The sequence below is a fragment of the Cognatundibacterium crateris genome (assembly GCF_010078235.1).
In the GTDB taxonomy this organism is placed as follows: Bacteria; Pseudomonadota; Gammaproteobacteria; order Burkholderiales; family Burkholderiaceae_D; genus Undibacterium; species Undibacterium crateris.
The window spans coordinates 149480-175308 of record NZ_JAABOS010000009.1 but is presented as its reverse complement, the minus strand read 5'-3'; the positions used below and the strand labels follow the sequence as shown (position 1 = coordinate 175308).

Sequence of the window (25829 nt, the reverse complement as noted above, 5' to 3'; positions counted from 1 at the left end):
AGCGGCCTAAATAGCGCTGGCCGCTGGATTGGTCACATCAGTAGTTGTAGCGCATTTCAGCAAACAGGCTGCGGCCTGGCAGCGGGTGATACTGATAGGCGAGCTGATTGCCCACATTATCAATACCGGCAGCCAGCTCCACACCTTTGGCCGGACGGAAGCGCAAGCGCAGATCCAGCTGGCGTATGCGCGACGAACCACCATAGGTATCCGGAATGATGTCGCTATTGGTCAGTTCATTGTATTGACGTCCTGAATAGCGATAGCTGCCGGCCAGATTCCATTGCGCATTCCATTGATAGGCCAGTGTGATATTGGCGCGCCAGTCCGGTATCCGTACCCAGTTTTTTCCTACCGAAGCAGGAAAGCGTTCGTTCTCCAGTATGCGTGACTGATTCCAGGCCAGGTTAGCATTCAGGTCCAGATGCGGGATCAGCCAGTCGTGTACATCGCCAGCCAGCTCGATGCCACGGGTGCGTACCAGACCGACATTTTGTACGTTGGTGATATTCGGGAATACCAGCACATTGGTCTGACTCCAGATGCTATCGCGCACCTTATCCTGATACAGCGACAGGCGCAGGTTGGCCTGATGCAGACGTTTTTCCAGCACCAGTTCAGCCGCATCCGAACGTTCCGGACGTAAGTAGGGATCATTCACCACCAGCGTATTGCCGGATTGCGAGCCTTGAAACAGTTCGGCCACGGTGGCAAAGCGGGTGCCGCGTCCCAGCGATGCACGCAGGCTCAAATCATCAGTCGCGTCCCAGCTCAGTGAGAATTTCGGCGACCATGCCTGCAGATGGCGGTCGGCATAGCTGACCGCAGGCAGCGGTTTGATTTCCTGGCTGCCGTGGCTGGCTTGCCAGTCTTCGTAGCGCAGGCCGGCGGTCACTTTCCAGTCCGGCGCGAAACGCCAGGCATCCTGCAGATACAGCGCAAGCAAACGGGTGTCGCCACCGACCGACTGCACAGGCTGACTCTGGCCAATACGCCAGTCGCTCAGATTCTGGGTATTCTGTTGCAGATGATAGTCGTTGGCATGCAGTCCCAGGCTCAAGGCATGCTGACCACGCCCCCAGTCATTCGCGACCGGGGTATAGGTCGCCTGATATTCCATGGTGCGGAAGCGGGTGCCGTCACGCACGGTTGCGCTGCCGCTGCCGCCATTGGCGGCCAGCGGATCTGCCTGTGCGGCGGTGCGTTGTACATCTTTGAGCAATTGGTATTGGCTGGCGACCAGTGATTGATTCCAGCCTTCACGGTAACGCGTTTTCAGCGTCAGTCCTGCCTGCAGATTATTTTCCTGCCGGTTAGAGGGCGCGAACGCATTGGCCGGCACATCAAACATATTGCCATCCTGGCTGACCCGGCCCGACCAGACGCTGTTGCCTTGCGCATCTTTCAAAAAGCTGCGGTTCCGGCTCGCACTGTCGTTATACCACCAGGCCAGCATGCCATCGAACGTCAGTGCCGGGCTGAGATCCGCGCCCCAGCTCAGTTTGGCCGTGGTTTGCACAGTATGATCGATCGCGCCGCTATTCGCACCGAACACGGCACGACGCTGTCCGGTTGGTGCCAGATCATATTGAATACCGCTGACCGCTGTCACCGGCTTGACGCCAGCCGGTTTGCTGAAGCTGCCATCGGCGGCTGCATTGAGCGCGTAATACTGCATAGGGTGACCGGTCGAGTCCTGGCGGTTCACCAGTAAGCGATACCATAGTCCGGATGCCAGTTTGTCACCCAGCCGGAACGTGGTCTGGGTATTGGTGAAGGTTTCGCTGTGTCCGTAATCACGGTAGTCTTCTGATTGCACTGCGATACGCGCCGAGGCTTCCAGCTTACTGGGTTTGCGCGTCGTCATGATGACGGTGCTGCCGATAGCGTTACCCGGGAAAATAGCGGAGTAGGGACCATACAGCATATCGACGCGCTCAAGGTCTTCAGGGGCCAGCATATTCCAGCGTGGTGCATCGAAACGCCCCAGAAAATTCGACAGCAGATAGCCATCCATCAGCACCAGTGCGCGTGCCGCCTGGGTACTGCCGAAGCTGCGCCCGCTGATCAGCGCATTGCGATCCCCGCTATAACGTTTGCGGATGCCGGTATTTGGCATGGTGCGCAGCGCATCTTCCGGATTAAAAATGTTTTGCTGAGCGCGCAGTTCTTCATCGCTCAGCGTTGCCAGGGTATTCGGTAAATGGGCCGCCAGCGGCGCACGCACTGCGCCTATGGTGACGCTTTGCATTTGTTCGGTGGCGACGCCTTGCGCCAGCGCGCTGCTGCTGATGAGTCCGCTGACTCCGCAGAGTGCGTACATGATGGAGAGTTTGTTGAAAGTAATTTTTTTCATGTTGATTTTATAGTCTGAACAGACATGCGCCTTCCAGCCGTAAACAGGCTGGAAAGCCGCATATCTAGGCCTGTTAAGATTTAAATTACGCATCTCGCAATTCAATTGTTAACAGGCCCTAGGGTTTCCAAAAACCTGACGACACCCGGTAGTCAGGTTGCTACACGTCAGAAGTCGAACTTCAGCTCCGCAACGACGCTGCGTTGCGTGTAGGGATGGAAGGCCCAGTATTTTTTATTGTTCAGATTGTCTATCCCTATCGCTGCACTCCACTGGCGTGCGACCTGATAGCGTAAGCGCAGGTCGGCCACCAGAAAGTCGGAGAATCCGAAATAGGTAAACGCATTCACATCGCTGTTATCGAGAGCACTGTATTGTTTGCCGCTGTAGCGGATACCAAGTGAGCTGCTGAATTTGTCTGTGACGCGATAACTGAGCAAGAGATTGGCGCGCCAGTCCGGTATGCGTGGCTGGCGCTTATTCACACTGGCTGGGAATTTGTCATTGCGTACGATTACAGAGTCGGCATAGGTCAGGCTGGCTGAGATATCCAGACCTGGCAGCAGCACATCATTGTCAGCGAACGCGATTTCCAGTCCGGTGGTGCGGATGTCGTCCACGTTTTGGATGTTGGTGACGTTCGGCGTGACCAGGGTATTGGTCTGGGAATACAGCGCATCGCTGGTACGTTCGTGGAACAGGGTAGTGCGCAATAAGCCACGGCCATCATGCAGGCTGCGTTCTGCACTCCATTCTGTGGTCCAGGATTTTTCCGGTTTCAGGTTCGGATCGTTGTTGACGATGGTGGTATTCGAAATCGTTCCCTGATATAGCTCAGACACGGTAGGCATACGTACTGCACGGCCCAGCGATGCCTTATAGGTCCAGTCGCCACCGCTGGCGTAGGCGATAGCAGCTTTAGGAGAAACAAAGTTTTCCGAGCGGGAGGAAAAATTCAGCGTGGTGCTGGCATTGGCCAGCGCACCATGATCTGCCTTCCATTGTTCAAAGCGTGCACCGAGTATGGTTTTCCAGTGCGGACTGATGCGCCAGGCATCTTGCGCATACAGGCTTTGCAGGCTGGTGTCGCCACGGAAGGCTGAGAATTGTTTTTCGGCGTTGCCAGCGATCCAGTTACCGGTATCCGACACCAGAGTTTTCAGGTGATAGGCTTCGCGTTGATAGCCGAATTCCACCGTATGCCGGGTATCCGGACGCCAAATACCTTTCAGTGCCAGGGTATTCCAGCCGGTGCCGGACTGATCCGTGATGCGGCCCGCGCCGCCGCTGTCGGCAACCGGGATTGCGACCAGTGGTGAGCGCGCGATATCTTTGTTGTAGTCATACAGGCTGGCCGCCACTTCCCAGTCAAACACGCCTTTGCTGCTGCTTTTCAGATTCAGACCATGGCTCAGATGTTCGAGCCGGTTTTGGCTATTGGATATATCGGTCGCACTCAGCGTGTATTTTTTGCCGTTGATATTCACGTCGCCGCTAACCACAGGATTGCCGCTGGCATCGCGCAAATAGCTTTCTACGCCGCTGTCCATCTTATTGCGCCAGTAGCCAAAAGTGTAAGCTGCATGCAGAGTCGGGCTGAAGTCATAGGCCAGCTTCACTTTGGCGTGGTCCTGTATGGTGTGGTACTGCCCGGTCGCGCCGAGTATCCACCAGTCCTGATTTTGTGGATTTTTACCGGCGACCGCGCCTGTGACCACTTTACCGGCAGAGCTGGTGACGCCAGCCGACATCAGCTTATTGGTGAAGGCAATTGGGTGACCATCGCTATCGAGCTGATTCAGATTCAGCCACCAGGAAAAATCACCCTGACGGTTGCCCAGACTGGCGCTCAGTTGTTTGCCGCTATAGGTCTTGTCAGTGCCATACAATTGGAAATTTTCGCTGAAGCCCAAAACTTTGGCATGCGCCTCGAAGGCCTTAGGCATACGGGTACGGTAATCCACCACGGCACCCACAGAATTACCCGGATACGCTGCAGAGAATGGGCCGTACAGCACATCGACCCGCTCGATTTCTTCCGGCGTTACCAGGCCCCAGCGTGGTGTGAAGGTCGCACCGTTGCCGAGTAAATTGGACAGCAGGATGCCATCGGCATACACCATAGAGCGCGCACTGTTACCGGTGCCGGAGGCACGGGTCGCCAATACCGCATGGTTATAGTCACCGACATAGCGTTTGCGTACTAACAGGCTAGGCAGATATTTCAGCGCATCCTCAGCATCAATGGCATTGATATTGCGCTCTATGTCTTTGGCTTGTATGCCTTCGATGGTGGTCGGAATTTCGGTCGGCAAGGACGAGGGTTTGTCACCTTGCACCACGACCTGAGAGGGCTGGGCATCCGCTTCAGCGGATAAAGTCAGCGCATAAGTTGGCAAGGCCGGAAAGGCGGCAGCGATGGCAGCGACCAGGGTCGCGCGGCGTGCGTTCAGGCGCACACGGAAAAAAGAATTTTGCATGATTCAGACAAGTAAACAAAAGCAGTACCAAGGTACTTGGACGGTATGCTTGCGGCTGTCGCTCAGCAATGAGCGCTGAGCAAATCAATCAGCCAGACTGGCGCGCACATAGTCACAGCGCAGCCAGGCATACCGGATTAACACTTATGTTCAGAGGTCAGAGGGTGGCCCACGCGCGGGCAGCGGGGCAGAAACGATAGCTGCCAGTCTGGCGGCTGGGATGGACTGTGTGGCATACGACAAGGCATGCGGTGCCTGCCAGTCTGAGGTATCGAGCACCGTCGGCGGTAAGCCGCTGGCGACGCATAAGGGACAATCAAGAATATGGGAATTACTACGCCCACTATCCGGTTCGCCTTTCACACTGATCATTTTGTAGCCTGTGCTGGTACAGATCAGGGAACCGGTCTCGGTTTTGGCTAAAGTCGCAGCCATGGCGACACCCAGCGTCAGTACATAAAACATCAGTACTGCACGCACCAGACGGTGAAACAGGCGGGGTGACATGGACAGGCGGCTCATAGAGTGCGGATTCTAACACTGATGCGCAGGTGCTGGCTGCAGCCGCATTGAGAATTGATTCGGATTTACGCAAAACCGCCCCAGCGGCGTTATGGTTCCAGCTTGCACACCTTGTACTATCCGTACTGCCTGCGTCGCCAAGGTGTAGCCAGGGTTTCAGGCAACATGTTGCCTGCTGGCGAAACGGACATCGCTTACCAGCGATGTTTCCCAAAGCACCAAAGAGTTTTTTAGCCTTGCCGGGGCAATTTTGCGTAAGTCCTATTGATACAAAACTTTGCTCTGCCGCAGCACGTCGTCAGACAGGCTGACAGGTTTTGTCGTAAAAAACGCATTTTGTATGGCGATATCGGCTACCCGACACATCATCGCCGGGAGATTTGCGGCTATGATTGCGCTTTTACCGTCATACGCATGACATATTCCGGTGCGCCATCCCGTCCTTGAACGCAGGCTGGCTGCACTCGTTAGGCTTTCTGCACAAGGAATTATTTTGAGAAACTTTTTTCAGCAGTTAATGCGCACCCGTCCGGTGGACGCGCCAGAAATTATTGTGGAAGGCCAGTCGCAACATACTTTACATCGCTCGCTGGGTTTGTTTGCACTCACCATGATAGGCGTGGGTGCGACCATCGGTACCGGGATTTTCTTCACCATGGTGGAAGCTGTACCTAAGGCCGGGCCGTCGGTGATCCTGTCTTTCCTGATCGCGGCGCTGACGGCAGGGCTGACCGCTTTATGCTATTCCGAATTGTCGGCCAGGATTCCGGCTTCCGGTTCTTCGTATTCGTTTGCTTATGCCACGGTCGGTGAATTTGCCGCCTTCGTGGTGGCGGCTTGTTTGTTGCTGGAATACGGTCTGGCGGCCAGCGCGACCGCGATAGGCTGGTCGGCTTATCTGAATAATTTCCTGGAAAATGCAATGGGCTGGCATATTCCGGCGGCCTTGCGTTCGCCCATGATCGTGGCTGGTCCGCAGGGAGCAGAAATCCACATGGGCCAGTTCAACCTGCCACCTGTGATTTTAGTGGCGATATGCTGTTTCCTGTTATTGCGTGGCGCCAAAGAGTCTGCAACTGTCAACGCAGTGATGGTCATGATTAAACTGGTGATCCTGGTGTTTTTTTCCGTGATCGCATTTTCCGGTTTTCAGGCTGAGCATTTCACGCCGTTTTTTAATACCGATAACAGCAAAGGTCTGGCCGGTATGGCTGGCGTGACTGCGGCGGCCGGTACCGTGTTTTTCTCGTTTATTGGTCTCGATACCGTGGCCACCGCCGGTGCAGAAGTTAAAGATCCTAAGCGCAATGTCCCGCTGGGTATCATGCTGGCGCTGCTGGTGGTGACCGTGTTTTACATGCTGGTGGCAGTGGCTGCCGTCGGTGCGCAACCTGCACATATGTTTGAAGGGCAGGAAGCGGGTCTGGCTGTGATCCTGCAAAATGTGACTGGCAAGAGCTGGCCTGCCTTGATTTTATCGGCCGGTGCGGTGATTTCTGTGTTCAGCGTGACGCTGGTGACTATCTATGGCCAAAGCCGTATTTTGTTTGCGATCTCTAAAGATGGTCTGATTCCAGCCTCGTTTCAGGTGGTGAATCCGGTCACCCGTGCACCGGTCGTCAACACGGTGCTGGTCTGTCTGGTGGTCGGTATCGTGGCTGGTTTAGTCGATGCGACCTTCCTGTGGGATATGGTGAGTATGGGGACCCTGGTCGCCTTTATCGTGGTGTCGGCCGCGATTCCTGTGATACGCGCCAAAAAGATAGGGCAGGACAATGCCGGTTTCCGCGTGCCATTTGGTCCTTATCTGATACCGGGTATGAGTATTTTCGCCTGCCTGTACATTCTCAAGGACTTGTCACCGGCCACCTTTAAAGTGTTCTTTATCTGGATGCTGGTTGCGCTGAGTATTTATTTTTTATACAGTCGCCAGCATTCCCGCTTGAATAAATAAGCGACTACGCAATATGAGAGGGAGGAAAGCAGGCTTTCCTCCCTTTTTTTAAATTTTTCGAATTTTTATTCGAATTTTTCTTGTTACCCAGCCTTAATCTCATCAGGACGATAAATATGAAAGCTCAATGGATAGTCATGGCAGCACTCGCTGGTCAGACCATGCTGGCACACGCAGAAACCGTGGGTAGCGTTGATACTGCCTTTAAGCTGATCGGCCCTGATCACAAGGTGGTGGTAGAAGCCTATGATGATCCTAAGGTGAATGGCGTGACTTGCTATGTGTCGCGTGCCAAGACCGGTGGCATTTCAGGTGGCCTGGGATTCGCGGAAGATAAGGCTGAAGCCTCGATTGCCTGCCGTCAGGTTGGTCCTATCAGCTTCCCCGGTCCGCTCAAGCAACAGGACGAAGTCTTCAATCAAAGCCTGTCTATTCTGTTTAAAAAGTTAAGAATCGTGCGTATGGTCGACCAAAAGCGTAATGCGCTGGTCTACCTGACTTATTCCGACAAACTGATCGACGGTTCACCCAAAAACAGTGTGACGGCGGTGCCGGTTGAGCGCAATATCGTGATTCCGCTTAAATAAATCTTAAATAAATTTGTCAGTACCTGCACCGCCCGCTTTGGGTGGTGTCCCTTTGTCTTATCTTCCTGCTGCCGGTCGCTCACGGATAGTGCACAGAATGCGCGGAAAGCAGGCAGACAGCGGGCAAACTGGCACTTGCTGCCTGTTTCTGCTTAAGTCTGGCTGCCAGCAGGGTTTTTCTGTTATTTCCATTTCCCGATAGTAATGTTTGGTTTAGAATGCGTTTTAGCTTGCGCCTGACCGCCCAAAGACGGGACAGCGACGCCCGGTTTGATCCCATCTCGCCCGACCATGACTTCAACAACACAATTATCCGTAGCGAACGAGCAGTCGGTAGACGCGCTGGTCAAAACCATACGGATACCGCCCCGGCCCAGTATGCTGGCAGATGTTCAGCATGAATTAGCCAATACTGAGCCCAGCACGCGCCGCTTAGCGGCGACTATCGCGAATGATGTGGCCTTGTCAGCTTCACTGCTGAAACTGACCAATTCTTCTTTTTTTGGCCTGCGCCTGAAGGCGACCTCGGTCGAGCATGCGGTACAGTTACTCGGTTTGCGTCAGTGTGGTTTGTTGATGACCGGGATCATCGCGCGACAAAGCGTACAGGTAGAGAATGTGAATCTCACCAAGTTCTGGGATTTTTCATCCAAACGCGCACAGGCAATGGCGCATCTGGCCAGCCGTATGCGGGTCAGCCAGCCCGATCTGGCGCATACCTTTGGTTTATTTTGCGACATCGGTATTCCGCTGCTGCTGGAACGTTTTCCTGACTATCAGAACACACTGGACATCGCGAATGAAGCGGCCGATGTGAAGTTCACCGAAGTTGAGCAGGAAAAGCACAGTACCAGCCACACCTCTATCGGTGCACTGATGGCCAGAACCTGGGGTTTGCCTGAGCAGGTATCGTCAGCGATCCTGCTGCACCATGATTATCAGGCACTGACCGATGCCGCCACCGACGACAGCGTGCGCAGCCTGATCGCCTTATGCCTGGTCGCAGAATTCAGTATCCACAAATACCATGGCCGTGAAAACCTGGCCGAATGGGACAAGGGCGGCCGCCTGGCCTGCGAATTCCTCGGTTTGTCGCATGACGAACTGGAAGACCATTTCGAAGAATTACACGAGATTTTCAATCACGTGCATTGAGTTCCGTTTGGTCTGAGCCAGATCTGGATTCAGCCTATCAACTCCACCCGGCTCAGACAGCGGGTGGTGCGTTCAAGCCACCCGCACCACCTCAGCCTCAGCATCTGCTGCGACTTCCACACAACCCCTGACTTCCACCACCTGCCCCTCACGCAAGGCCACTACGCGTTGGGCGGCGTTGATGGTTTCGGGTCGGTGCGCGACCATGATGCGGGTTAAGTTGAGGCTGGCCAGTGCCTGGTTGACTTTGTGTTCATTCTCGACATCGAGGTGGCTGGTGGCTTCGTCCAGGGCCAGAATTTTCGGTTGTTTGTATAAGGCGCGTGCCAGTAACACGCGTTGTTTCTGGCCGCCGGACAGGCTGCTGCCCATGTCGCCGACCAGGGTTTGGTAGCCCATGGGCATGGCGCTGATGTCTTCATGAATCGCAGCCTGACGCGCGCAGCGTTCAACCCGGTCACGGTCGGTGTGGGCATCAAAGAAGCTGATGTTGTCCATGATGGAGCCCGCCAGCAAGACATCATCCTGCATCACGGTGCCGACCAGCTGGCGGTAGGCTTTCAGGCCCAGTTGTCTGACCGGGATGCCATCGATCAGAATTTCACCTTCGGTTGGTTTTAACAGGCCCAGGATGATTTTGCACAGCGTGGTTTTGCCGCAGCCACTGGGGCCGACTAAGGCGATACTTTGTCCAGCCGGGATGCTGAGGTGGATGCCATTGAGTACCCAGGGTTCGCCATCGGCATAACGGAATTTGATGTTGTTGAGCGTGATGGCGGGCTGGATACGGGACAGATCGGTTTCTAAGGCCTGATCGGTTTCGGCTTCTTCCAGCACGATATCGGCCAGCCGTTCGCTATGCAGGCTCAGCATTTTGAGGTTCACAAACAAATCGATCAGGCTGAAGAAGCGGCCTGAGAAGGTCCCGGCATAACTGGAAAAAGCCATCAGCATACCGACCGTGAGCGCATTCTGCATGACTTGTCCGGCACCGATGTAAAACAAGGCCAGCCCCTGCATACCGAACAGCGTGGTGTTGGCGACCTTGAACAGAATAGACATTTTCTGGGTCTTGATGTCGCGGTTCTGTACATCCATTTTGAGATTCAGCCAGCGTGCACGGCGTTCTTCTTCACGGCCAAATAATTTTAAAGGCGTCACCGCACGCAGGGTTTCCAGGAAGTGGCTGTTCTCTTTGGATGACAGGATCAGACGTTCTTGCGAGGCTTCTCGGAAAGGCTGGTAAAAAGCCCAGCGTAACAACGCATAAATTAAGACCGTCACCAACACCAGGGCCGACAGTTTGAGGCTGTAGACCAGCATCATGCCCAGCGCGAGCAAGGCCATCAGCCCATCGAGCGCGCTTTCTACAAACAGGCTGGTCAGCGTGCTCTGGATTGCACCTATGCTGCCAAAGCGCGACACCACATCGCCCAGATGGCGCTTTTCAAAAAAAGAAACCGGTAAATGGGTCAGATGCGCAAACACGCGCGCACTCCATTGAAAGCTGATGTCCATACTCCAGCGCATCAGAAACCAGCTGCGCGCCAGGCTAATCGCGGTCTGCGTGACCATCAGCAAGGCAAAACCAAACACCAGCACCGTGAGTAATTCCTTGTCCCCGCTCACGATCACTTCATCGATCACAAACTGATTAAACAAGGGCGAGCAAATCGCAAAAATCTCTAGTGCCAGCGCAAGCAACATTACCTTGGCAATCGCAGGACGCAGCCCCAGAATGTGTCCGGTTAAGTCACGGATCGCAATGCGCTTGCGCTCATCTTTGGCGACAAAGGCCGCGCTGGGTAATAACTCCAAAGCGACGCCGGTAAAATGCGCCGAGGCCTCTTCCAGCGAGACGCGGCGCTCACCGACCGCCGGATCCAGTAGCGTCAGGCTGACTTTACCCTGCCAGTTTTTAGTCACCTTTTTTAAGACGACGAAGTGATTCAGATTCCAATGCAAAATGCAGGGCAACTGCAACTCAGATAACTCATCCAGTTCCAAGCGCAAAGGCCGGGTCGACAAATGCAAAGCCGACGCATGCCGCATTAACTGCGCGAGCGTCGCACCTTTCAGACTGATCGCAAACTTACGCCGCAACTCCGGCAGATCAGTGTGATAGCCGTAGTGCGAGGCGATCATGGCGAGACAGGCTAGGCCGCATTCGCTGGATTCGGTTTGGAGGAGGGGTTTCATTAAATTGGATTACCTAGTTATTCTATTTATAGCTGCAGTGGCTTTGATTTGAGTGTCGCGCCATTGCACATATACAAAATATTAAAAAATTTTGCCAGTAATGACCATTGGATCGGTGGAAAATTTGCCCAAACTTCAAACGTAAATTTCTTGAGGAAATTTATTACAATTCAGGCTTAAATAAATACAAATTCATCCAGCGAAAGAGCAAATAAATTATGTAACGCATGCATGGTGAAACAAACTAAGTATGCTTGTTTTCTTTTCTGCCATACAAAATATGCACCAGCGCTAATCGTAAAACTAATGCAAGTCACCATAGCGTAGTAATCTTTAACGTAAAAATGAATCAACCCTGCAACTAATCCTGCAGCAAGACAGGTAAACACTTTTTCCTGTATGAAAAAATTTAATACCCGGCAGATACCAATAAAAATAAGCGTTTCATATGCGGGAATAAAAAGTACATCAATAACAATTATTTTTTCCATATTTTTAATTAATTCATCAAAATTAATTGTAAGAAATTCTATGTTATCTAAGCAATCTAACCCCTCAACATACAACTCAATTAAAAAAGCCACACAAATTGTCAGTAAAAAACCTATCGTCGAACGCAACAGGGCGTACTGCCACCAACTCCCATTTTTTTCTGATAAAAGCCAATCGGAAAAATTAGCAAACATAAGTTTCATAAAATGTCTGACCTCAAAATCAATGCACTAACAAATTCACTGGCTGATATAAAGAATCAGCCAGTGAATTAAATCATTTATGCCATCTCTGTTCGATCATAAAAAGCATCATAGTCATATGCGTCATATCCCATATCAGCATAGGTATCATTGCCAAAGGTTTCAGTAGGATCATCAGAACTCATCCATCCTTTGATCTTTTCATAGGCGCTATCCACTGCCTCCTTCGCCTTGTCATATGCGTCACCTACGCCTTTTTTTACGACTTCTGATATAGATTCATCTACTACTTTTGAGCCAAGACTCTGCTCCTTTGATCCCGCTGGTTTTGACGGCTTTGTTCCTTTAAAGCCACCACGACTTTTAACAGACATCAAACCACCTGAAACCGCTTCTAACTCATCATTTGTAATTAAACGCATTTTGTGTTAATCCTATACATGGTTAAGTTGAACTAACCCATCCTATACGGGTTAGCTTTGCTGCCTCCGTTCCCGGTATCTGACACCTTGAACGGTTTTTTCGACCCGGACAGAGTGGCCTTAGCCGTTCTGTCCGGTGATCGAATTCTTTACGCTGCCTGTTCTTTCCTGCACTATCCTGCTTTTCGTCTTGCAGCCTTCACACCACCTCAACTGCGTTTCGTCACCGCCAGCACTGGCTCTAATACCCATTCCCAGATTTTCCGGCTGTCTTGCAAGATGTCCGCTTCCAGTGTCATGCCGGGTTTGAGTGGCTGGCTTTGGCCATAGGCTTCTATGTTCTGTTGCGCGAGTCTGACTTTGATGCGGTACAGGGCTTCATTGCTGTTAAAGCCTTGCAGGCTTTGTTGGGCGTTGCTGAGTATGGTGCTGGCGAGGTGGGCGGGTAATTCATTCGGTGCGATTGGGGTGCTGCTGACGTCGGTGACCGTGCCTTGTTGTAAGCCGAATTTTTGGTAAGGAAAGGCCTGGTAGCGGATCAGTACGGTTTGCCCGGCACGCACAAAACCAGCGGTGCGGCTGGGGGCGTAGAGCTGGACTTCGAGTTCGCTTTGCTTCGGTAACAGGGTCAGCACATTTTGACCGGCGGTGACGGTTTGTCCGGCAGCATAGCCGAGCACACTGACGATGCCGTCCTGCGGGGCGGTGATCAGGGTGGATTTACGATTGCTGTTTTCTGCGCTCTCTTGTTTTAAGCTGGCCAGACTGCGCTGCAGCTGGGCCTGGTCATTGGCGAGCTGGTTATCGAGGTCGGTGAGCTCAGCGCGTAAGGCGAGTTGATTGGCGGCGAGCTGGAGCTGATTGCGCTGCAGCGTGGATAAGCGACTCGACAGGTCGAGTAATTCTTCCTGCTTTTGCTGTGTCTGGGCGGTGGAGACGTAGCCGCTTTTTTCTAATTGTTCAAATTTACGCAGACTTTCTTGCGCCAGTTGCTGGCGGCGCTGTGCCAGTGTGATTTCCTGATTCAATTGCTGTTGTTCTGTCTGCAGATTGCTGAGGCGGGATTGCAATGCGGATTTTTTGTCACGGGTCTGGCTACTGCGCTGTCTTTGTTCGGTTTCCAGACTATGCTGGCGCGCCGCTAACTGCTGTGCGATTAAGGCAGTGATTTCACCCTGATCGCCCATGCGTTCGGTATTGAGTTCAAACAGGGCTTGTCCGGCTTGTACCAGCTGTCCTTCCTTGACCAGTAATTGCCGCAAGACGCCAGTGCCAGGCGCGATCACACTGAGGCTGCCAGAGACGGGCAAAGTCAGACCCGTGACGCGGGCTTTTTTAGTGATACTGCCAAGGGTGATGTAGGCGATTAAAGCGATGCTGAGGCAAGCTGCGACCAGGGCGATCAGCCAGGAAGACACAGGTTGTGCCAGCCGAATCGCCCCCATCCATTGCTGACTTTGTGCGGCAGTGACTTCATGGCGGAACAGGGGACTGCTGGGGGTAACGGACTGCGACATCGCTATTCACCTTATCAATTTGACTCAGTGTTTTTAATTTATCATGTCAAAATTTATATGGAAACTAAGTTTTTTAAATTTATTTAATTTGTTGTTTTGAAATGACATTGAATTAATTTTTATCAATTTTTTTTGAACAGAAATATTTTTTATAATTCGGTCATGGAGATACGATGAATCTAAATGTAATTTGGCACTAACATTTCCAGTCATTATAAAAATCTCACTTGGGATAGAGCTACCGCTCGTTTCCCCTGAATGCATAGCCATTCGTGATTCATCGCCGATGCAGAATGCAATTGCTGTGTGGCGCGCGCAAAGCCTGGCGCTTAGCCCATTTTACGCAGTGTCGCCATCAGCGCAGGAAATCAAACTCCAGTCGCGGCGTACTTTTGAACATGCGATGTAGCCTGTAAAACTGTAATGATCGCTGAATTACATCGCAGCCTCTTCGTTGTGTCGCCTGTTCCTGTTCAATTCTCTCTATTTCCTTTTTTGACTTTCAGATAGTCAGCAAATTTGCTGCTGTGACTTCGCTATTTTGTGTTTTGACAAAGCTTGACGAGCTCGCAGTGATATCGAAGAAAATTGATTTTGCATGATAGGAAAATATGTTTTTTCATTGTTTAACAAATTCGCGATGATTCGTTTCTGTTTTGCACTAAAGGGCAATATCTAACTCAATCACGCTTTTATATTATTGATTCAAGGCAAGTTATTTTGGTTTTCTTAATGAAGAAAAACCGTTTTATTTTTAATTAATTGGAAACAATGTTTCCTTGATAATGGTTCGTCGGGTAGTTTCTAAAAAGGCGAAATTTTTGGATTTTAAGTTGACTAAAGCGAGTGTTTTCTTAGAGCGTTAGCGCTATTTTTTTATCGGAAAAATACGGGTATTGGTGATAAATCATGAGTTCAAAACCAATAAATGTAGATGAATTGCACGTCAAAAATTGGAGCCGTAATGTCTGTCAAAAAGGTGTTTAATTTTCGATTGATCGGCGTCAATCCGCGTGATGCTGCACTGTTTGCTTCCTATGTCCGTGTCCTGGATTTCAGACTTGAACATAAGTGGCAGTATCAGGACAGCGATGCACAATTGATTATTTATGGCAGCCCATACGCTCAAATTCCATCAGAGGAAATCCAGGGTGAATTCGTTCACGAGCTCTGTTTTTCTGCCACTGAAACCGGTGAAAAGTTTTTACGCTTACCTTTAAATTCTGCAGAAATTGAAGCTGCACTTAATCGGATAGGAAATTTAATCAATCTCAGGCAAGACCAACAAAAAACATCAGCCATTAACCCGGAACAATCCTATCGCTTAAAGCGTTGGCCGCCGGCTGGCTTGCTCAATACATCTGACCGTATTCGCTTCGCTACGCTGTTGACCAAACGTGTTCTGTCGGTGAGCAAGCTACAGACGCACACAGGATTAGCATTGGAAAAATGCAGATTATTTGTTGAGGAATTGTTGAGCAATGATTTGTTAGAAGAGGTGGCTGCTGAAGATGAAAAGTCCCCTGATCCACAAAGTAAGCGCATTGAGCAAGATAAGGGAATTTCACGGTCCGGTTTGATTTCTTTGATACGCAGCAATCTATCCCGATTTGCAAAGTGAGGTGAAGGGGAATGACAGAGCACAAAATATTATTTAGCGGCACGACAGGCGCAGGAAAGACAACGGCGATCAGCAGAGTCAGTGAAATAAGGACTTTAACGACTGAAGTCAGAAATACTGACGCTACTGTGAATAAAAGTACGACGACAGTAGGCTTGGATTATGGCGAGTTGACCTTGGATAACGGCGATAAGCTCAGGCTTTACGGGACACCGGGGCAAGTTCGTTTTGACTTTATGTGGGAGATTCTCGCGCGCGGCGCCTTGGGTTTAATCATCCTGATCGATAACAGTTCGGCCGATCCTCTGGCTGACTTAACGATGTACGTAAAGGGCTTTGAACGCTTGATCAAAGAGACTGCCTGTGTGGTCGCCATTACGCGGACAGAGACGCATCCAGAACCTGGTATCGATTGTTTTATTGAACATCTGGAGTCGTGTGGAGTCGTTTGCCCGGTCATCGCAGCAGATATTCGGGATACCTTGCAGGTGGTTGAATTATTGGAATTGTTGATGCTTCAGTTAGAAGTAAATCAGGAGGTTTCTTCGTATGCAGAATAAAGAAAGTCTACTAAGCGACGCACAGGCTGCAATCGATTTAGTACTGGCGGAAGTACGCAGTGTTAAGGCGGTTGTGATTTCTACCGGCGACGGTTTCGAAGTGGCAGCGAGAGTAGAGGACGCGACGCAAATTACACGTATGTCTGCGATGGCGAGTTCTCTTTCCGCGTTGGGGGCATTGGCAGGCGAAGAGAATGGTTTAGGTGATTGTAAAAATATGATTATCGAATCGGAGTCAGGAATGCTCGTTATTTTGCAGGTGCAGAGGGGAGCAGATACCTTCATTCTCAGTGTTATTGCGGGGAGTGATGCGGTGGTAGGCCAGATACTTTTCTTTGCTAAACAGGCAGCGCGGATGTTGCAGATCGCTTAGGAAATTTTCTGAATCAAGCTGACATGACCGCCTTGGCTTGAAAATTTTTGAGGCAATAACTTAGTGTCTGTAATCGCTGAAATTGAATGTTTGATGTTTTGCGTAGTATTTTTTTGCAAATGGTAATTTTGACGCCATGCCATTTGCTTTTATTTGTGGCGCCAACCAATAGGAGTTTGAAATGGCAAGTATCTCTCAATCCGTGGAAGAAATCGTGAGTAGCTTAGACGGCGCTATGTGTTCGGCTCTGGTCGATTCAACGAGCGGCATGATGCTGGGGCAGGCAGGATCTGGCGTTGACCTCGAAATCGCAGCTGCGGGAAATACAGAAGTCGTAAGAGCAAAACTCAAAACCATGCGCGCATTGGGTTTGAATGATGTGATCGAAGATATGTTGATCACCTTAGGAAAGCATTATCACATCATTCGCCCGTTGGTTAAACACGAAGGTTTGTTTCTCTATGTGGTACTGGATAAACAGAAATCCAATCTTGCTCTCGCGCGCAGAAAGATAGCTGATGTTGAAGCTGCCTTGTCTGTGTAAATGAATCGCTGACTGTTAAAAATCGCGTTCAACGATATGCAGAGATACATGCTTATGTATCTCTGCACAAAGACAGTTTTAAAGGTTTTTCTTATAGCCAGTATGCATTTTTCCTTCCTAAAGACACTGAGTAAATTCAGTGCTCTTTATGAATTTGGCCGGTAAAAAATTTTAAATAAGAGTGAACTTCAGCGTGCATGTTTCTTGAATTTCGATTGGAATTTGAACATTTTTCTTCAAAATAGTTCATGTATTCCAATCGCTTAAATCGAGCGTGTTTTTGGGTGATAAACATATCTGGTCATCGTTCTTTTACTAATCATCAATTGCAATGAATTTCAATGTCGCTTACAAAATTTGTGCCATTGTTGTCGCTGTTGGGTTTAGCCAAACTTTAGCGCAAGTAGCACCTTCGTTAAATCAGAATTCGATGCTTCAATATCCAATAGCAAAGCTATTCCTTAGCACGGACGTCAACAATAATCTGTCTATTGAGCCTGTTCCGGCGGAACATGCATTACTCATACAATTCTTAGAAGATAGACTTGAGCTCAGGTTTAAGATAGAGCGCTTACCTTGGAAGCGTGCATTGAGCAAGGCAATCGCCGGCGATGGTTTCTTATTTGGTGTCAGTAAAACTAAAGAGCGTCTGCAAGTGTTAGATTTTTCGGAGCCGCTTTTTGAAGATCATGCCTGGTTAGTGACCCGATGCGACAGTCAGTTTTCATTTAAAACTTTGACAGACCTTAAAAATAAGACGATAGGCGTAGTGCGAGGGACGAGTGTCGGAGAGGCTTTCGATGCGGAAGCAAATAAGTCCTTCAGAATTGAAGATGACACAGATGCGACTGAAGCGCGTTTCGTTAAACTTGAAAAAGGGCGCATGGACGCCTTGGTTTTTTATAAGAGAACAGCCGTCAGTCGGGAAGTGCTGGCCCGTGACTTAAATCAGCGTTATGCCCCCAAACGTGAAAACAAGAAAGAACCCGTTTTTTGCGTGTTAGAAAAGCCCGTTGCGACAAGCAGCATACACATAGCTGTCAAAAAAGCAGTTCATCAGCAATTACTTCAAAGACTGAATGAGGTAATTGTGAATGCCCGCTTTGTCAGTGGCTTATAAGCCGAACCAATAAACTGAGGCCGCTCTGATGCCGTTCGGAAGCGCTGAATTTACACAGTCTCTCGCTTTCTGATATTCGCATTGCACATGGTCCTAGCGCCTGCCGCCGCCCAGGACGCGTGCTGGCAGCATGACGATAGCGCGCAGTAATTCAAACACTCCATCAACCGCAATCCCGAGTATGCGGAATGGTAGTGTGATGAGCCAGCACACCGGATACAACAGCAGGGCGAGCAGTGCCAGTGGCCAGCAGATCACGAACAGGGTGAGCCAGATCAGAAATCCCAACATGAGCCGCTCCGGTCAGGCTAACAATTGCTGTACAAAATTCAGCACAGCGATCACTGCAATGCTGGCCAATAACAGGCTATCCATTTTGTCTGTGAGTTGCATGATATTTCCTTTCAAAGTGTGTGGCTGGTACGGTCACTGTAGCAGCAACTGACTGGCATGAAAGGCTGGTGCGACTAACTGCCGTTTGTGCGGAACAGACGGCAAAATCCTGTGATAAGCAGGCGGATAAGACGAGGTGTGGAGTACGGTCAGATGGCGTCACCAGCCGTGCGCAGGCTGGTGAGCGGACAGGTCTTACTTGAGCTTGAGCAGCAGGGCATCGATGATGGCTGCAGTTTCTGCATCCGGATAGCCATCGAATTTACCGGGGCGGTATTTGGACTGAAAGGCGATCAGTACATTCCTGGTTGCTTCGTCCAGATTGCCATGCTGAGGGATGGCATAGCCGATTTTGGCGAGTTTTTGCTGAAACCATTTAACCTCAGGCATTTGCGCCTGATACTGCTCACTCAGGCGCGTGACTTCGTTGGCGTCAGGCCAGGGGATCAGGCCGGCATCGGCAAATTGCTTCCAAGGGAACAGCGGGCCCGGATCGGACTTACGTTGTGGAGCGATATCTGAATGGCCGAGTACATATTCTGGCCGGATCTGGTAACGCTGCACGATGTCTTTGGACAGCGCAATCACGCGGTCTATCTGCTCTTGCGGGAAGGGATAATAGACCCGTCCTTCGGGCGTGTCTTTATAGCCGAAGTTGACGATCTCTATGCCGATAGAGCTGGGATTGAGGCGGCTGTTACCTTTCCAGTCACTCAGGCCCGCGTGATAGGCCATGCGGCTTTCATCCACTAATTGCCAGACTTTGACCGGGCTGCGGTCACCAACCAGATAGTGGGCGCTGACCCCTTGCTGGCTCAGCACGCGTAGCGAGGTCGGTTCATCAATCGCGGTGTAATGCAGGATCAGAAATTGTACCCGTGGCTCCTGGCTCACAGCAGAGATACTGCGCTCTATATCTTGTCTGGGCATGGGGGTGGTACATGCGCTTAACACTGCAAGTGCGAGCGCGGCAAGTGAAATTCTTTTCATAGTAAAGTGTGTAGTTGTTTAGCCGCCAGCCGGGCAGCTGAAAAATGCGCCTGACAAGTGCTTTGACGCAGACTGACTTCTGCCGGCAAATGTTTGCGCAACGATTCAATTATCATAGGGTGCAGTTCCTGCACGCGGCCACTGAGTACTACCGGCTTATTGCCATATCTGGTGCACATGGACATGCCCAGTCTGGCCAGCTCCTGACCGGCGCGCCACAATATATCTGCTGCGACCTGATCCTGCTGAGCGGCAGCGGCAACCGCTAAGGCCAGTTTGCCGATATCGCCGCGACTGCGATGATAGACGAATTCCTTGGAACTGTTCCAGTCGTGTGCACCTATCATATGAAACAGATTGCGTGCCAGCGGTGACTGTCTCCAATAGCCTGGCTGCTCATCTTCTATGCGCCAGACATGGCGCAATGCTTCACGTGCGATCCAGAAGCCGCTGCCGCCATCATCGAGTAGATAACCGCGGCCACCGGCCCGGTGTAATTTGCCATCCGGGTCGATGTAGGCCGCAATCGAGCCTGTTCCTGCATAGATCAGGTAACCACTGCCGGGTGAAAAAATATCGAGGTAAGCGATTTCTATATCATTGCCGACTGAGATGTGCTGTTCCGGCAGTTCGAAGATTTTTGCCAGCATCATCAGCAGCACATTGGCGTCACCACCAAAGCCAGTGATACCTGCTTTCACAGTTCTTAATTCACCATGGATGCGTGCGGTGGCCGACAGGCCGCCAAAAATTTGCTGAAATGCGGCTTTGCCATCCCGTGAATTCATTTGCAGCGCACTCAGTCCTTCGGCGGTACCGCTGGCGATAATTTCCTGTCTGGCGGTCGCGAGTGCCCAGCGCGTTTGCGTTCCACCCGTATCGATACCCAGCCCCAATTGCACAGGTACATAGGTTGCCGGGCTAGTCGATTCGGTAATCACAGGCCTTACGTGTTCTGATTTCATGGATGAGTGAATGGTACGGTAACTGACATTGTAGCTGGCACTTTAAGAGGCATGGATAAGGATTTAGGTTTCGGATAATTTGAAGTGGTGTGAATTGAACTGGTGATAAAGGAATCATCGTTTATCATAGTCGCTTACACACAGGGCCGGTAGCTGATGTTTGAATTTGCAGCGACTGCTTCCCTGTATTGCATTCTGGACCAAATGAAACAGAACTTTCGCAAAACCGCCCCAGCTGCGTTATGGCTCCTTGTCGTACACTGCGTACTGCCTGCGTCGCCATGCCTTGTTGGGACAATTTTGCATAAGTTCTATGAATTTTCAGTGTTGCATTTTAATTAGCATTTGGTATAAGAGTTTTTAAATAAATCAAGCAATGGAGATGTCTTACCGCATGCACCCAGAAAATCCGCCTGATACCAGGCTAACTGCGACCAGTAACACCACCGGCGAGCAGCCATCGGTGTGGCGCTGGATCCCCTCATTGTACTTCAGTCAGGGCATACCTTATGTCATCGTCATGACTTTGTCGGTGATTATGTACAAAAATATGGGTATCTCCAATACCGATATCGCACTGTATACCAGTTGGTTATATCTGCCCTTTGTGATCAAGCCACTGTGGTCGCCGTTTGTGGATATGTTCAAGACTAAGCGCTACTGGATAGTCACACTGGAACTGGTGCTGGGCGCTTTGTTCGGGCTGGTGGCGCTGACCATACCACTGGATGGTTTTTTTCAGGCCAGCCTGCTGGCATTCTGGCTGGTTGCGTTTGCGTCGGCGACACATGATATCGGTACCGATGGCTTTTATATGCTGGCGCTGGAGCAGCATCAGCAAGCAGCCTTTGTCGGTGTGCGCAGCATGTTCTATCGTTTGTCCATGCTGACAGGACAGGGCGCGCTGGTCTATTTGGCGGGCAGCGTGAAGGACTTCAGCGGCAGCACGCAACTGGCCTGGATGGTGGTATTCGGGGTATTGGCGGCGATGTTTATCGCGCTCTCGTTTTATCACCGCTTTGCCTTGCCCACCCCGGCCAGCGACAAGGTGCAAGGTGATACAAGTCAGGTCGTCAGCAGCTTTTTTCAGGTGTTTGCGGCCTTCCTCAAAAAGAAGCGTGTGCTGGTCACCATCGCTTTCCTGTTGCTGTATCGCTTTGGCGAGGCGCAACTGGTCAAGATCGCACCTTTGTTTTTGCTCGATGCGCTGGAAAAAGGCGGACTGGGCTTGAGCAATCAGGAAGTCGGCATCGTCTACGGCACCATAGGCATGGCCAGCCTGACGCTGGGCGGCTTGCTGGGTGGTGCCGCGATTGCACGCTTTGGTTTGAAAAACTGTTTGTGGCCGATGGCGCTGGCGATTAATGTGCCCCATCTGGTGTATGTGTATCTGGCCTTTGTGCAGCCGTCTTCTATTTGGCTGATAGGTACAGCGGTGGCGGCAGAACAATTCGGCTATGGTTTTGGTTTCAGTGCCTATGTGCTGTACATGATTATGGTCGCTGATGGCGAGCACAAGACCGCACATTATGCGATCTGTACCGGTTTCATGGCCTTGTCGATGATGTTGCCGGGGATGTTCAGCGGGAGTCTGCAGGCAATGCTGGGCTATGCGCACTTTTTTGTCTGGATTTGTATTGCGGCTTTACCGACCTTTGTGGTCGCTGCACTGATACGGGTAGAACCGGATTTCGGCCGCAAGAAAAAACTTCCGGCCTGACTGAGATGGGATAGATATGCAACTGCAAAACTTACAGTTTGTCAGCCACACGTTTCGTTCTCCGCTACCGGGGCCTAAGCTGATCATTACCGGTGCGGTGCATGGCAATGAAATCTGCGGCACGCTGGCAATACGCCGTTTGCTGGAGCAATTACAAAGCGGTGCGCTGCAGCTGATCAGCGGCCAGCTCACCTTGGTGCCGGTTTGTAATCCGCTGGCCTATGCCAAGGGTGAGCGCCAGGGCGAACGCAATCTGAACCGGCGTCTGATCCCGACCGCTGATGTGCAGGAATTTGAAGACCATGTTGCGAACTGGCTGTGTCCTTTACTGGCTGCGCATGAGGTGCTGCTGGATTTACATTCCTTCCGTGGTGCGGGCGAGCCCTTTGTACTGGTGGGACCGGAAAACAATCAGGGTGAAATCGAACCTTTTCGTCATGCCGAAGCCGAGCTGGCCATGGCGGCCAGACTGGGTGTGCAGCGCATGGTGGATGGCTGGCTGAGCACTTATGCACACGGCGTAGCCAGACGTCAGCAGGCATTAGCACCGGATGCCGATGCGAAAACCCGCGCCAATGCCGATACCCGTTTTGGGGTTGGCACTACCGAATATATGCGCTCAGTCGGCGGCTATGCTGTTACGCTGGAATGTGGTCAGCATGAGGACCCACAGGCAGCCGATGTCGCCTGGCGTGCGATTGACAACACGCTGCGGCATCTGGGACTGATAGCAGGTAGCCCGCCTGATCCACAGACGCAGATTGAAACGCTGAGAATTTATGATGTGATCGACAAACAGCATCAGGACGATGTTTTTTGTCGTGACTGGTATAGCTTTGATACCGTCAGTACCGGCGACTTAATCGGTACGCGTGCCAATGGAACCGCAGTCCGCGCCAGCATGGATGGAAGGATTATTTTTCCAGATGCCGCAGCCGGGGCGGGCGAGGAATGGTTTTACATCACGCGTTACAGTGATCGTCTGGCGGGAGTGGTCTGATGCGGCGTCGTTTATTACATGCACTGACCTTGATCGCGACTCTGGGTATCAGCCTGCCTGGCACCTCCAGCATGGCCTATGCAGCGAATGCGGCCAATACTGCCAATACTGCCAAGGTGCTAAAAACCCTCAATGTGCTGGTGACCACACCGGAGAGCAGTTTTGATCCTGCGCTGGCGTCGGACATCACCACTTTATCGATCAATGAAAATCTGTTTGAGCCCATGCTGCGCTACGATTATCTGGCGCGACCGCTCAAACTCAAGCCTAACACCTTGCGTGCCATGCCCGAGGTCAGCGCGGATGGCAAAACCTATACCCTGCGTTTGCAAGCCGGGATTTTCTTTAGCGAGGACGCGGCCTTCGGTGGCAAACGGCGCGAGCTGCAGGCGGCTGACTATGCCTTTGCGATACAGCGCATGTATGATCCTGCGCTGAAATCACCTTGGCTATTCATGTTCGAAGGCAAGCTGCAGGGGGACGAGGCGCTGCGTGGCGACGCCTATGCAAAGACGGTGAACAGCGGCAAAGTGCCTTTGATTGCCGGCATACAGGTGCTTGATCGCTACACTTTGCGCTTACGCTTACAGGCGGCAGACCCGAATTTTCTGTTTATATTAGCGACACCGGCAACTGGTGCCGTTGCGCGGGAAGTGATGGAGTTTTACGGCAATCAGGCTGGTAATCATCCGGTCGGTACCGGTCCGTTCCGGCTCGGTGAGTGGAAGCGCAGCTTTCAACTCAATCTGATCGCTAATCCCGATTATCGCCGCCCGTTGTTTGATGGCGAAGCGATTCAGGATGCGTATTCCAAGCGCATTGCAGAAAGCCTGCGCGGTAAACGCTTACCACTGGTTCAGCGCATCCGTATCTCAGTAGTGGAAGAACAGCAGGCCAGGGTGCTGGGCTTTTTGAATCGTGAATTTGATAGTCTGGAACAGGTGCCAGCACCGCTGTCAGAAATGGTACTGCGGGATGGGCAGCTCAAACCTGAACTCAGCAAGCAGGGCATACAGCTGCGTTTGTTTTCACCCCTACAGACTTATTACGTCTGGATGAATATGGAAGACCCGGTGCTGGGTGGCTATACGCCGGACAAGATCGCGCTGCGGCGCGCGATTGCGCTGAGTTACAACCATCAGCAGGATATCGCGATGATGGAGAAAGGCCTGGCGCAGGCGGCGCAGTCGCCGCTGGCACCAAACGTGATCGGCTATGATCCCGAGTTTCGCAGTCCGGTCCAGTTTAATCCTGTACTCGCCAATGCACTGCTGGATAAATTTGGCTATCAGCGCGGGCCTGACCAATACCGCCGTCTGCCCGATGGACAGCCGCTGGAGCTGACCATGCATACCCAGGCCAGCACCACAGGTCGTCTGCGCGATGAAGTCTGGCGCAAAAATATGGAGATGCTGGGCATACGCATCAGCTTTAAATCGGATAAGCATTCTGAGATATTACGTGCTGCCCGGCTGGGTAAAGTGCAGATGACGGAAGCAAACTGGGTCGCTGATTTCCCGGATGGAGAAAATTTTTTCCAGCTGCTGTATGGACCCAATACCGGACGCGCGAATTATGCGCGCTTTAATCTGCCGGAATATAACCGCTTGTTTGAGCAAAGCCGTCGCATGGCTGATGGTCCTGAACGGCGTGCCCTGTATCGGCAAATGTCTTTGTACATTCATGCCTACAATCCCTGGATCTTACGTACCCATCCTTTATCGGCCGATGTGCAGCAGCCCTGGCTCATGAACTTCCAGCGCCATCCTGTGGATTTTACGAACTGGCGCTACCTCGATATCGCGCCGGATGCAAAGCAGAATATGAAGTAAAAACCAGGTGCTGACTGCATTGCTCTGCCTCGACTGTGCTGAGCAAGGACACTGGGTTTTTTTTTTGACTAATTCAGGAGAATTCAACGATGCGTTGTGAACTGCTGGCCGGCCATCCTGATTTCCGGCGGCTTGATACCATACCCGCAATACGTGTCGACTTACGCTATGTCGGGCCGGATAATTTTGTCGGCCGCGATCTGTATGGCGAGCTCGATTGTGCCTGGCTGCACCGTGAGGCGGCCGATGCGCTGGAGCGCGCGGCGGCCTTCCTGGATCAGCATCATGCGGGTTATCACTTGCTGGTGCTGGATGCCTTGCGCCCGCATCGGGTGCAGGAAATGCTGTGGCAGCATCTGGCTGGCTCGCCTTTGCAAATGTATGTGGCTGATCCGGCGCGTGGCTCTATCCATTCTTTCGGTATGGCGGTGGATGTGACGGTGTGTGATCCGCAAGGCCGTGAGCTGGACATGGGCAGTGGTTTCGATGAATTTTCAGAAAGATCCCATCCGGCTTTGGAAGCTGACTTACGTGCGCGTGGCGAACTCAGTGAGGTTCACGTCGCTCATCGGGACATGCTGCGTGCTGCCATGTTCCATGCGGGTTTTCATGGCATACACAGCGAGTGGTGGCATTTCAATCTGGGGCAGCTTGCTGAAGTGCGACAGCATTACTTGCGGATTGATTGAGGCTGCTTATTGATTTTTGTTGTAAGGTGTTTGTAGCGTGCTGAGGGATGCTCTGCGCACCCTTAAGCAACAGGCGCACTGTTTAGGTAAGTTCTGGATTGAAATATTGCTGCAGATATGCTTTGATGCAATAAA

General features: G+C 51.5%; 22 protein-coding genes. 12 read left to right on the top strand and 10 right to left on the bottom strand.

The features are described 5' to 3' along the window. Positions 1-37: 37 nt before the first annotated feature. From EYB48_RS16250 to EYB48_RS16240, 3 genes are all read right to left on the bottom strand, one after another. On the bottom strand, positions 38-2356 hold the full coding sequence (locus EYB48_RS16250; RefSeq protein WP_162021421.1) for a TonB-dependent receptor: 2319 nt from the start codon (positions 2354-2356) through the stop codon (positions 38-40). A 167-nt stretch (positions 2357-2523) separates the two neighbouring features. Next, positions 2524-4836 (bottom strand): TonB-dependent receptor, encoded by a 2313-nt coding sequence (locus EYB48_RS16245; RefSeq protein ID WP_162021420.1) that lies wholly within the window; start codon positions 4834-4836, stop codon positions 2524-2526. A gap of 150 nt (positions 4837-4986) precedes the next feature. Next, a complete protein-coding gene (locus tag EYB48_RS16240) occupies positions 4987-5358 on the bottom strand; it encodes a DUF2946 family protein (RefSeq protein WP_162021419.1) in 372 nt (123 codons plus the stop codon). A gap of 490 nt (positions 5359-5848) precedes the next feature. Between EYB48_RS16240 and EYB48_RS16235 the strand changes: the two genes are divergently transcribed. The 3 genes from EYB48_RS16235 (at position 5849) to EYB48_RS16225 (ending at position 9054) form a co-directional block, all read left to right on the top strand. Then, on the top strand, positions 5849-7312 hold the full coding sequence (locus EYB48_RS16235) for an APC family permease (RefSeq protein ID WP_408058336.1): 1464 nt from the start codon (positions 5849-5851) through the stop codon (positions 7310-7312). Between the two features lie 116 nt (positions 7313-7428). Further along, a complete protein-coding gene (locus EYB48_RS16230; protein WP_162021418.1) occupies positions 7429-7899 on the top strand; it encodes a CreA family protein in 471 nt (156 codons plus the stop codon). A 291-nt stretch (positions 7900-8190) separates the two neighbouring features. After that, positions 8191-9054 (top strand): HDOD domain-containing protein, encoded by an 864-nt coding sequence (locus EYB48_RS16225; RefSeq protein ID WP_162021417.1) that lies wholly within the window; start codon positions 8191-8193, stop codon positions 9052-9054. A 72-nt stretch (positions 9055-9126) separates the two neighbouring features. Here the strand turns inward: EYB48_RS16225 and EYB48_RS16220 are convergent, their stop codons facing one another. The 4 genes from EYB48_RS16220 to EYB48_RS16205 form a co-directional block, all read right to left on the bottom strand. Beyond that, positions 9127-11253 (bottom strand): peptidase domain-containing ABC transporter, encoded by a 2127-nt coding sequence (locus EYB48_RS16220; protein WP_162021416.1) that lies wholly within the window; start codon positions 11251-11253, stop codon positions 9127-9129. A 176-nt stretch (positions 11254-11429) separates the two neighbouring features. After that, complete coding sequence (locus EYB48_RS16215; protein ID WP_235935208.1) at positions 11430-11939, bottom strand: hypothetical protein; 510 nt, start codon at positions 11937-11939, stop codon at positions 11430-11432. Between the two features lie 86 nt (positions 11940-12025). Then, positions 12026-12370 carry a hypothetical protein gene (locus EYB48_RS16210; RefSeq protein ID WP_162021414.1) on the bottom strand — a complete coding sequence of 115 codons (345 nt, stop codon included), beginning with the start codon at positions 12368-12370 and terminating at the stop codon, positions 12026-12028. 209 nt (positions 12371-12579) lie between these two features. Beyond that, positions 12580-13887 carry an HlyD family secretion protein gene (locus EYB48_RS16205; RefSeq protein ID WP_162021413.1) on the bottom strand — a complete coding sequence of 436 codons (1308 nt, stop codon included), beginning with the start codon at positions 13885-13887 and terminating at the stop codon, positions 12580-12582. Positions 13888-14851: 964 nt separating this feature from the next. Between EYB48_RS16205 and EYB48_RS16200 the strand changes: the two genes are divergently transcribed. From EYB48_RS16200 to EYB48_RS16180, 5 genes are all read left to right on the top strand, one after another. Next, a complete protein-coding gene (locus tag EYB48_RS16200) occupies positions 14852-15508 on the top strand; it encodes a hypothetical protein (protein WP_162021412.1) in 657 nt (218 codons plus the stop codon). A gap of 11 nt (positions 15509-15519) precedes the next feature. Continuing rightward, positions 15520-16068 (top strand): GTP-binding protein, encoded by a 549-nt coding sequence (locus EYB48_RS16195; protein WP_162021411.1) that lies wholly within the window; start codon positions 15520-15522, stop codon positions 16066-16068. Continuing rightward, positions 16058-16441, top strand: coding sequence for a roadblock/LC7 domain-containing protein (locus EYB48_RS16190; protein WP_162021410.1), 384 nt, complete (start codon positions 16058-16060; stop codon positions 16439-16441). Before EYB48_RS16195 ends, EYB48_RS16190 begins: the two co-directional genes overlap by 11 nt. Before the next feature lie 181 nt (positions 16442-16622). Beyond that, positions 16623-16985 (top strand): hypothetical protein, encoded by a 363-nt coding sequence (locus tag EYB48_RS16185; protein ID WP_162021409.1) that lies wholly within the window; start codon positions 16623-16625, stop codon positions 16983-16985. 331 nt (positions 16986-17316) lie between these two features. Further along, entirely contained in the window at positions 17317-18105 is a 789-nt protein-coding gene (locus EYB48_RS16180; protein WP_162021408.1) for a substrate-binding periplasmic protein, read from the top strand. Between the two features lie 93 nt (positions 18106-18198). Here the strand turns inward: EYB48_RS16180 and EYB48_RS16175 are convergent, their stop codons facing one another. The 3 genes from EYB48_RS16175 to EYB48_RS16165 all read right to left on the bottom strand — a co-directional run bounded on the left by EYB48_RS16175 (position 18199) and on the right by EYB48_RS16165 (position 20453). Next, entirely contained in the window at positions 18199-18396 is a 198-nt protein-coding gene (locus tag EYB48_RS16175) for a hypothetical protein (protein WP_162021407.1), read from the bottom strand. Positions 18397-18693: 297 nt separating this feature from the next. Next, entirely contained in the window at positions 18694-19428 is a 735-nt protein-coding gene (locus tag EYB48_RS16170) for an N-acetylmuramoyl-L-alanine amidase (RefSeq protein ID WP_235935207.1), read from the bottom strand. Positions 19429-19484: 56 nt separating this feature from the next. Further along, complete coding sequence (locus EYB48_RS16165) at positions 19485-20453, bottom strand: N-acetylglucosamine kinase (RefSeq protein WP_162021405.1); 969 nt, start codon at positions 20451-20453, stop codon at positions 19485-19487. Between the two features lie 382 nt (positions 20454-20835). Between EYB48_RS16165 and EYB48_RS16160 the strand changes: the two genes are divergently transcribed. The 4 genes from EYB48_RS16160 (at position 20836) to EYB48_RS16145 (ending at position 25694) form a co-directional block, all read left to right on the top strand. Beyond that, positions 20836-22173: an MFS transporter gene (locus tag EYB48_RS16160; protein WP_235935205.1), complete on the top strand. Its 1338-nt coding sequence runs from the start codon at positions 20836-20838 to the stop codon at positions 22171-22173. Positions 22174-22189: 16 nt separating this feature from the next. Next, positions 22190-23173 (top strand): M14 family metallopeptidase, encoded by a 984-nt coding sequence (locus EYB48_RS16155; RefSeq protein ID WP_162021404.1) that lies wholly within the window; start codon positions 22190-22192, stop codon positions 23171-23173. Continuing rightward, positions 23173-25005 (top strand): ABC transporter substrate-binding protein, encoded by a 1833-nt coding sequence (locus EYB48_RS16150; RefSeq protein ID WP_202927811.1) that lies wholly within the window; start codon positions 23173-23175, stop codon positions 25003-25005. The genes EYB48_RS16155 and EYB48_RS16150 overlap by 1 nt, the downstream gene beginning before the upstream one ends. 89 nt (positions 25006-25094) lie before the next feature. Next, complete coding sequence (locus EYB48_RS16145) at positions 25095-25694, top strand: M15 family metallopeptidase (protein WP_162021403.1); 600 nt, start codon at positions 25095-25097, stop codon at positions 25692-25694. Positions 25695-25829: the final 135 nt, after the last annotated feature.

What these genes read in the sequence shown, in the direction of transcription:
- EYB48_RS16250 (WP_162021421.1), bottom strand. Translation starts at nt 2,356, where the DNA reads ATGAAAAAAATTACTTTCAACAAACTCTCCATCATGTACGCACTCTGC.
- EYB48_RS16245 (WP_162021420.1), bottom strand. Translation starts at nt 4,836, where the DNA reads ATGCAAAATTCTTTTTTCCGTGTGCGCCTGAACGCACGCCGCGCGACC.
- EYB48_RS16240 (WP_162021419.1), bottom strand. Translation starts at nt 5,358, where the DNA reads ATGAGCCGCCTGTCCATGTCACCCCGCCTGTTTCACCGTCTGGTGCGT.
- EYB48_RS16230 (WP_162021418.1), top strand. Translation starts at nt 7,429, where the DNA reads ATGAAAGCTCAATGGATAGTCATGGCAGCACTCGCTGGTCAGACCATG.
- EYB48_RS16225 (WP_162021417.1), top strand. Translation starts at nt 8,191, where the DNA reads ATGACTTCAACAACACAATTATCCGTAGCGAACGAGCAGTCGGTAGAC.
- EYB48_RS16220 (WP_162021416.1), bottom strand. Translation starts at nt 11,253, where the DNA reads ATGAAACCCCTCCTCCAAACCGAATCCAGCGAATGCGGCCTAGCCTGT.
- EYB48_RS16215 (WP_235935208.1), bottom strand. Translation starts at nt 11,939, where the DNA reads ATGTTTGCTAATTTTTCCGATTGGCTTTTATCAGAAAAAAATGGGAGT.
- EYB48_RS16210 (WP_162021414.1), bottom strand. Translation starts at nt 12,370, where the DNA reads ATGCGTTTAATTACAAATGATGAGTTAGAAGCGGTTTCAGGTGGTTTG.
- EYB48_RS16205 (WP_162021413.1), bottom strand. Translation starts at nt 13,887, where the DNA reads ATGTCGCAGTCCGTTACCCCCAGCAGTCCCCTGTTCCGCCATGAAGTC.
- EYB48_RS16200 (WP_162021412.1), top strand. Translation starts at nt 14,852, where the DNA reads ATGTCTGTCAAAAAGGTGTTTAATTTTCGATTGATCGGCGTCAATCCG.
- EYB48_RS16195 (WP_162021411.1), top strand. Translation starts at nt 15,520, where the DNA reads ATGACAGAGCACAAAATATTATTTAGCGGCACGACAGGCGCAGGAAAG.
- EYB48_RS16190 (WP_162021410.1), top strand. Translation starts at nt 16,058, where the DNA reads ATGCAGAATAAAGAAAGTCTACTAAGCGACGCACAGGCTGCAATCGAT.
- EYB48_RS16185 (WP_162021409.1), top strand. Translation starts at nt 16,623, where the DNA reads ATGGCAAGTATCTCTCAATCCGTGGAAGAAATCGTGAGTAGCTTAGAC.
- EYB48_RS16180 (WP_162021408.1), top strand. Translation starts at nt 17,317, where the DNA reads ATGAATTTCAATGTCGCTTACAAAATTTGTGCCATTGTTGTCGCTGTT.
- EYB48_RS16175 (WP_162021407.1), bottom strand. Translation starts at nt 18,396, where the DNA reads ATGTTGGGATTTCTGATCTGGCTCACCCTGTTCGTGATCTGCTGGCCA.
- EYB48_RS16170 (WP_235935207.1), bottom strand. Translation starts at nt 19,428, where the DNA reads ATGCCCAGACAAGATATAGAGCGCAGTATCTCTGCTGTGAGCCAGGAG.
- EYB48_RS16165 (WP_162021405.1), bottom strand. Translation starts at nt 20,453, where the DNA reads ATGAAATCAGAACACGTAAGGCCTGTGATTACCGAATCGACTAGCCCG.
- EYB48_RS16160 (WP_235935205.1), top strand. Translation starts at nt 20,836, where the DNA reads ATGTCTTACCGCATGCACCCAGAAAATCCGCCTGATACCAGGCTAACT.
- EYB48_RS16155 (WP_162021404.1), top strand. Translation starts at nt 22,190, where the DNA reads ATGCAACTGCAAAACTTACAGTTTGTCAGCCACACGTTTCGTTCTCCG.
- EYB48_RS16150 (WP_202927811.1), top strand. Translation starts at nt 23,173, where the DNA reads ATGCGGCGTCGTTTATTACATGCACTGACCTTGATCGCGACTCTGGGT.
- EYB48_RS16145 (WP_162021403.1), top strand. Translation starts at nt 25,095, where the DNA reads ATGCGTTGTGAACTGCTGGCCGGCCATCCTGATTTCCGGCGGCTTGAT.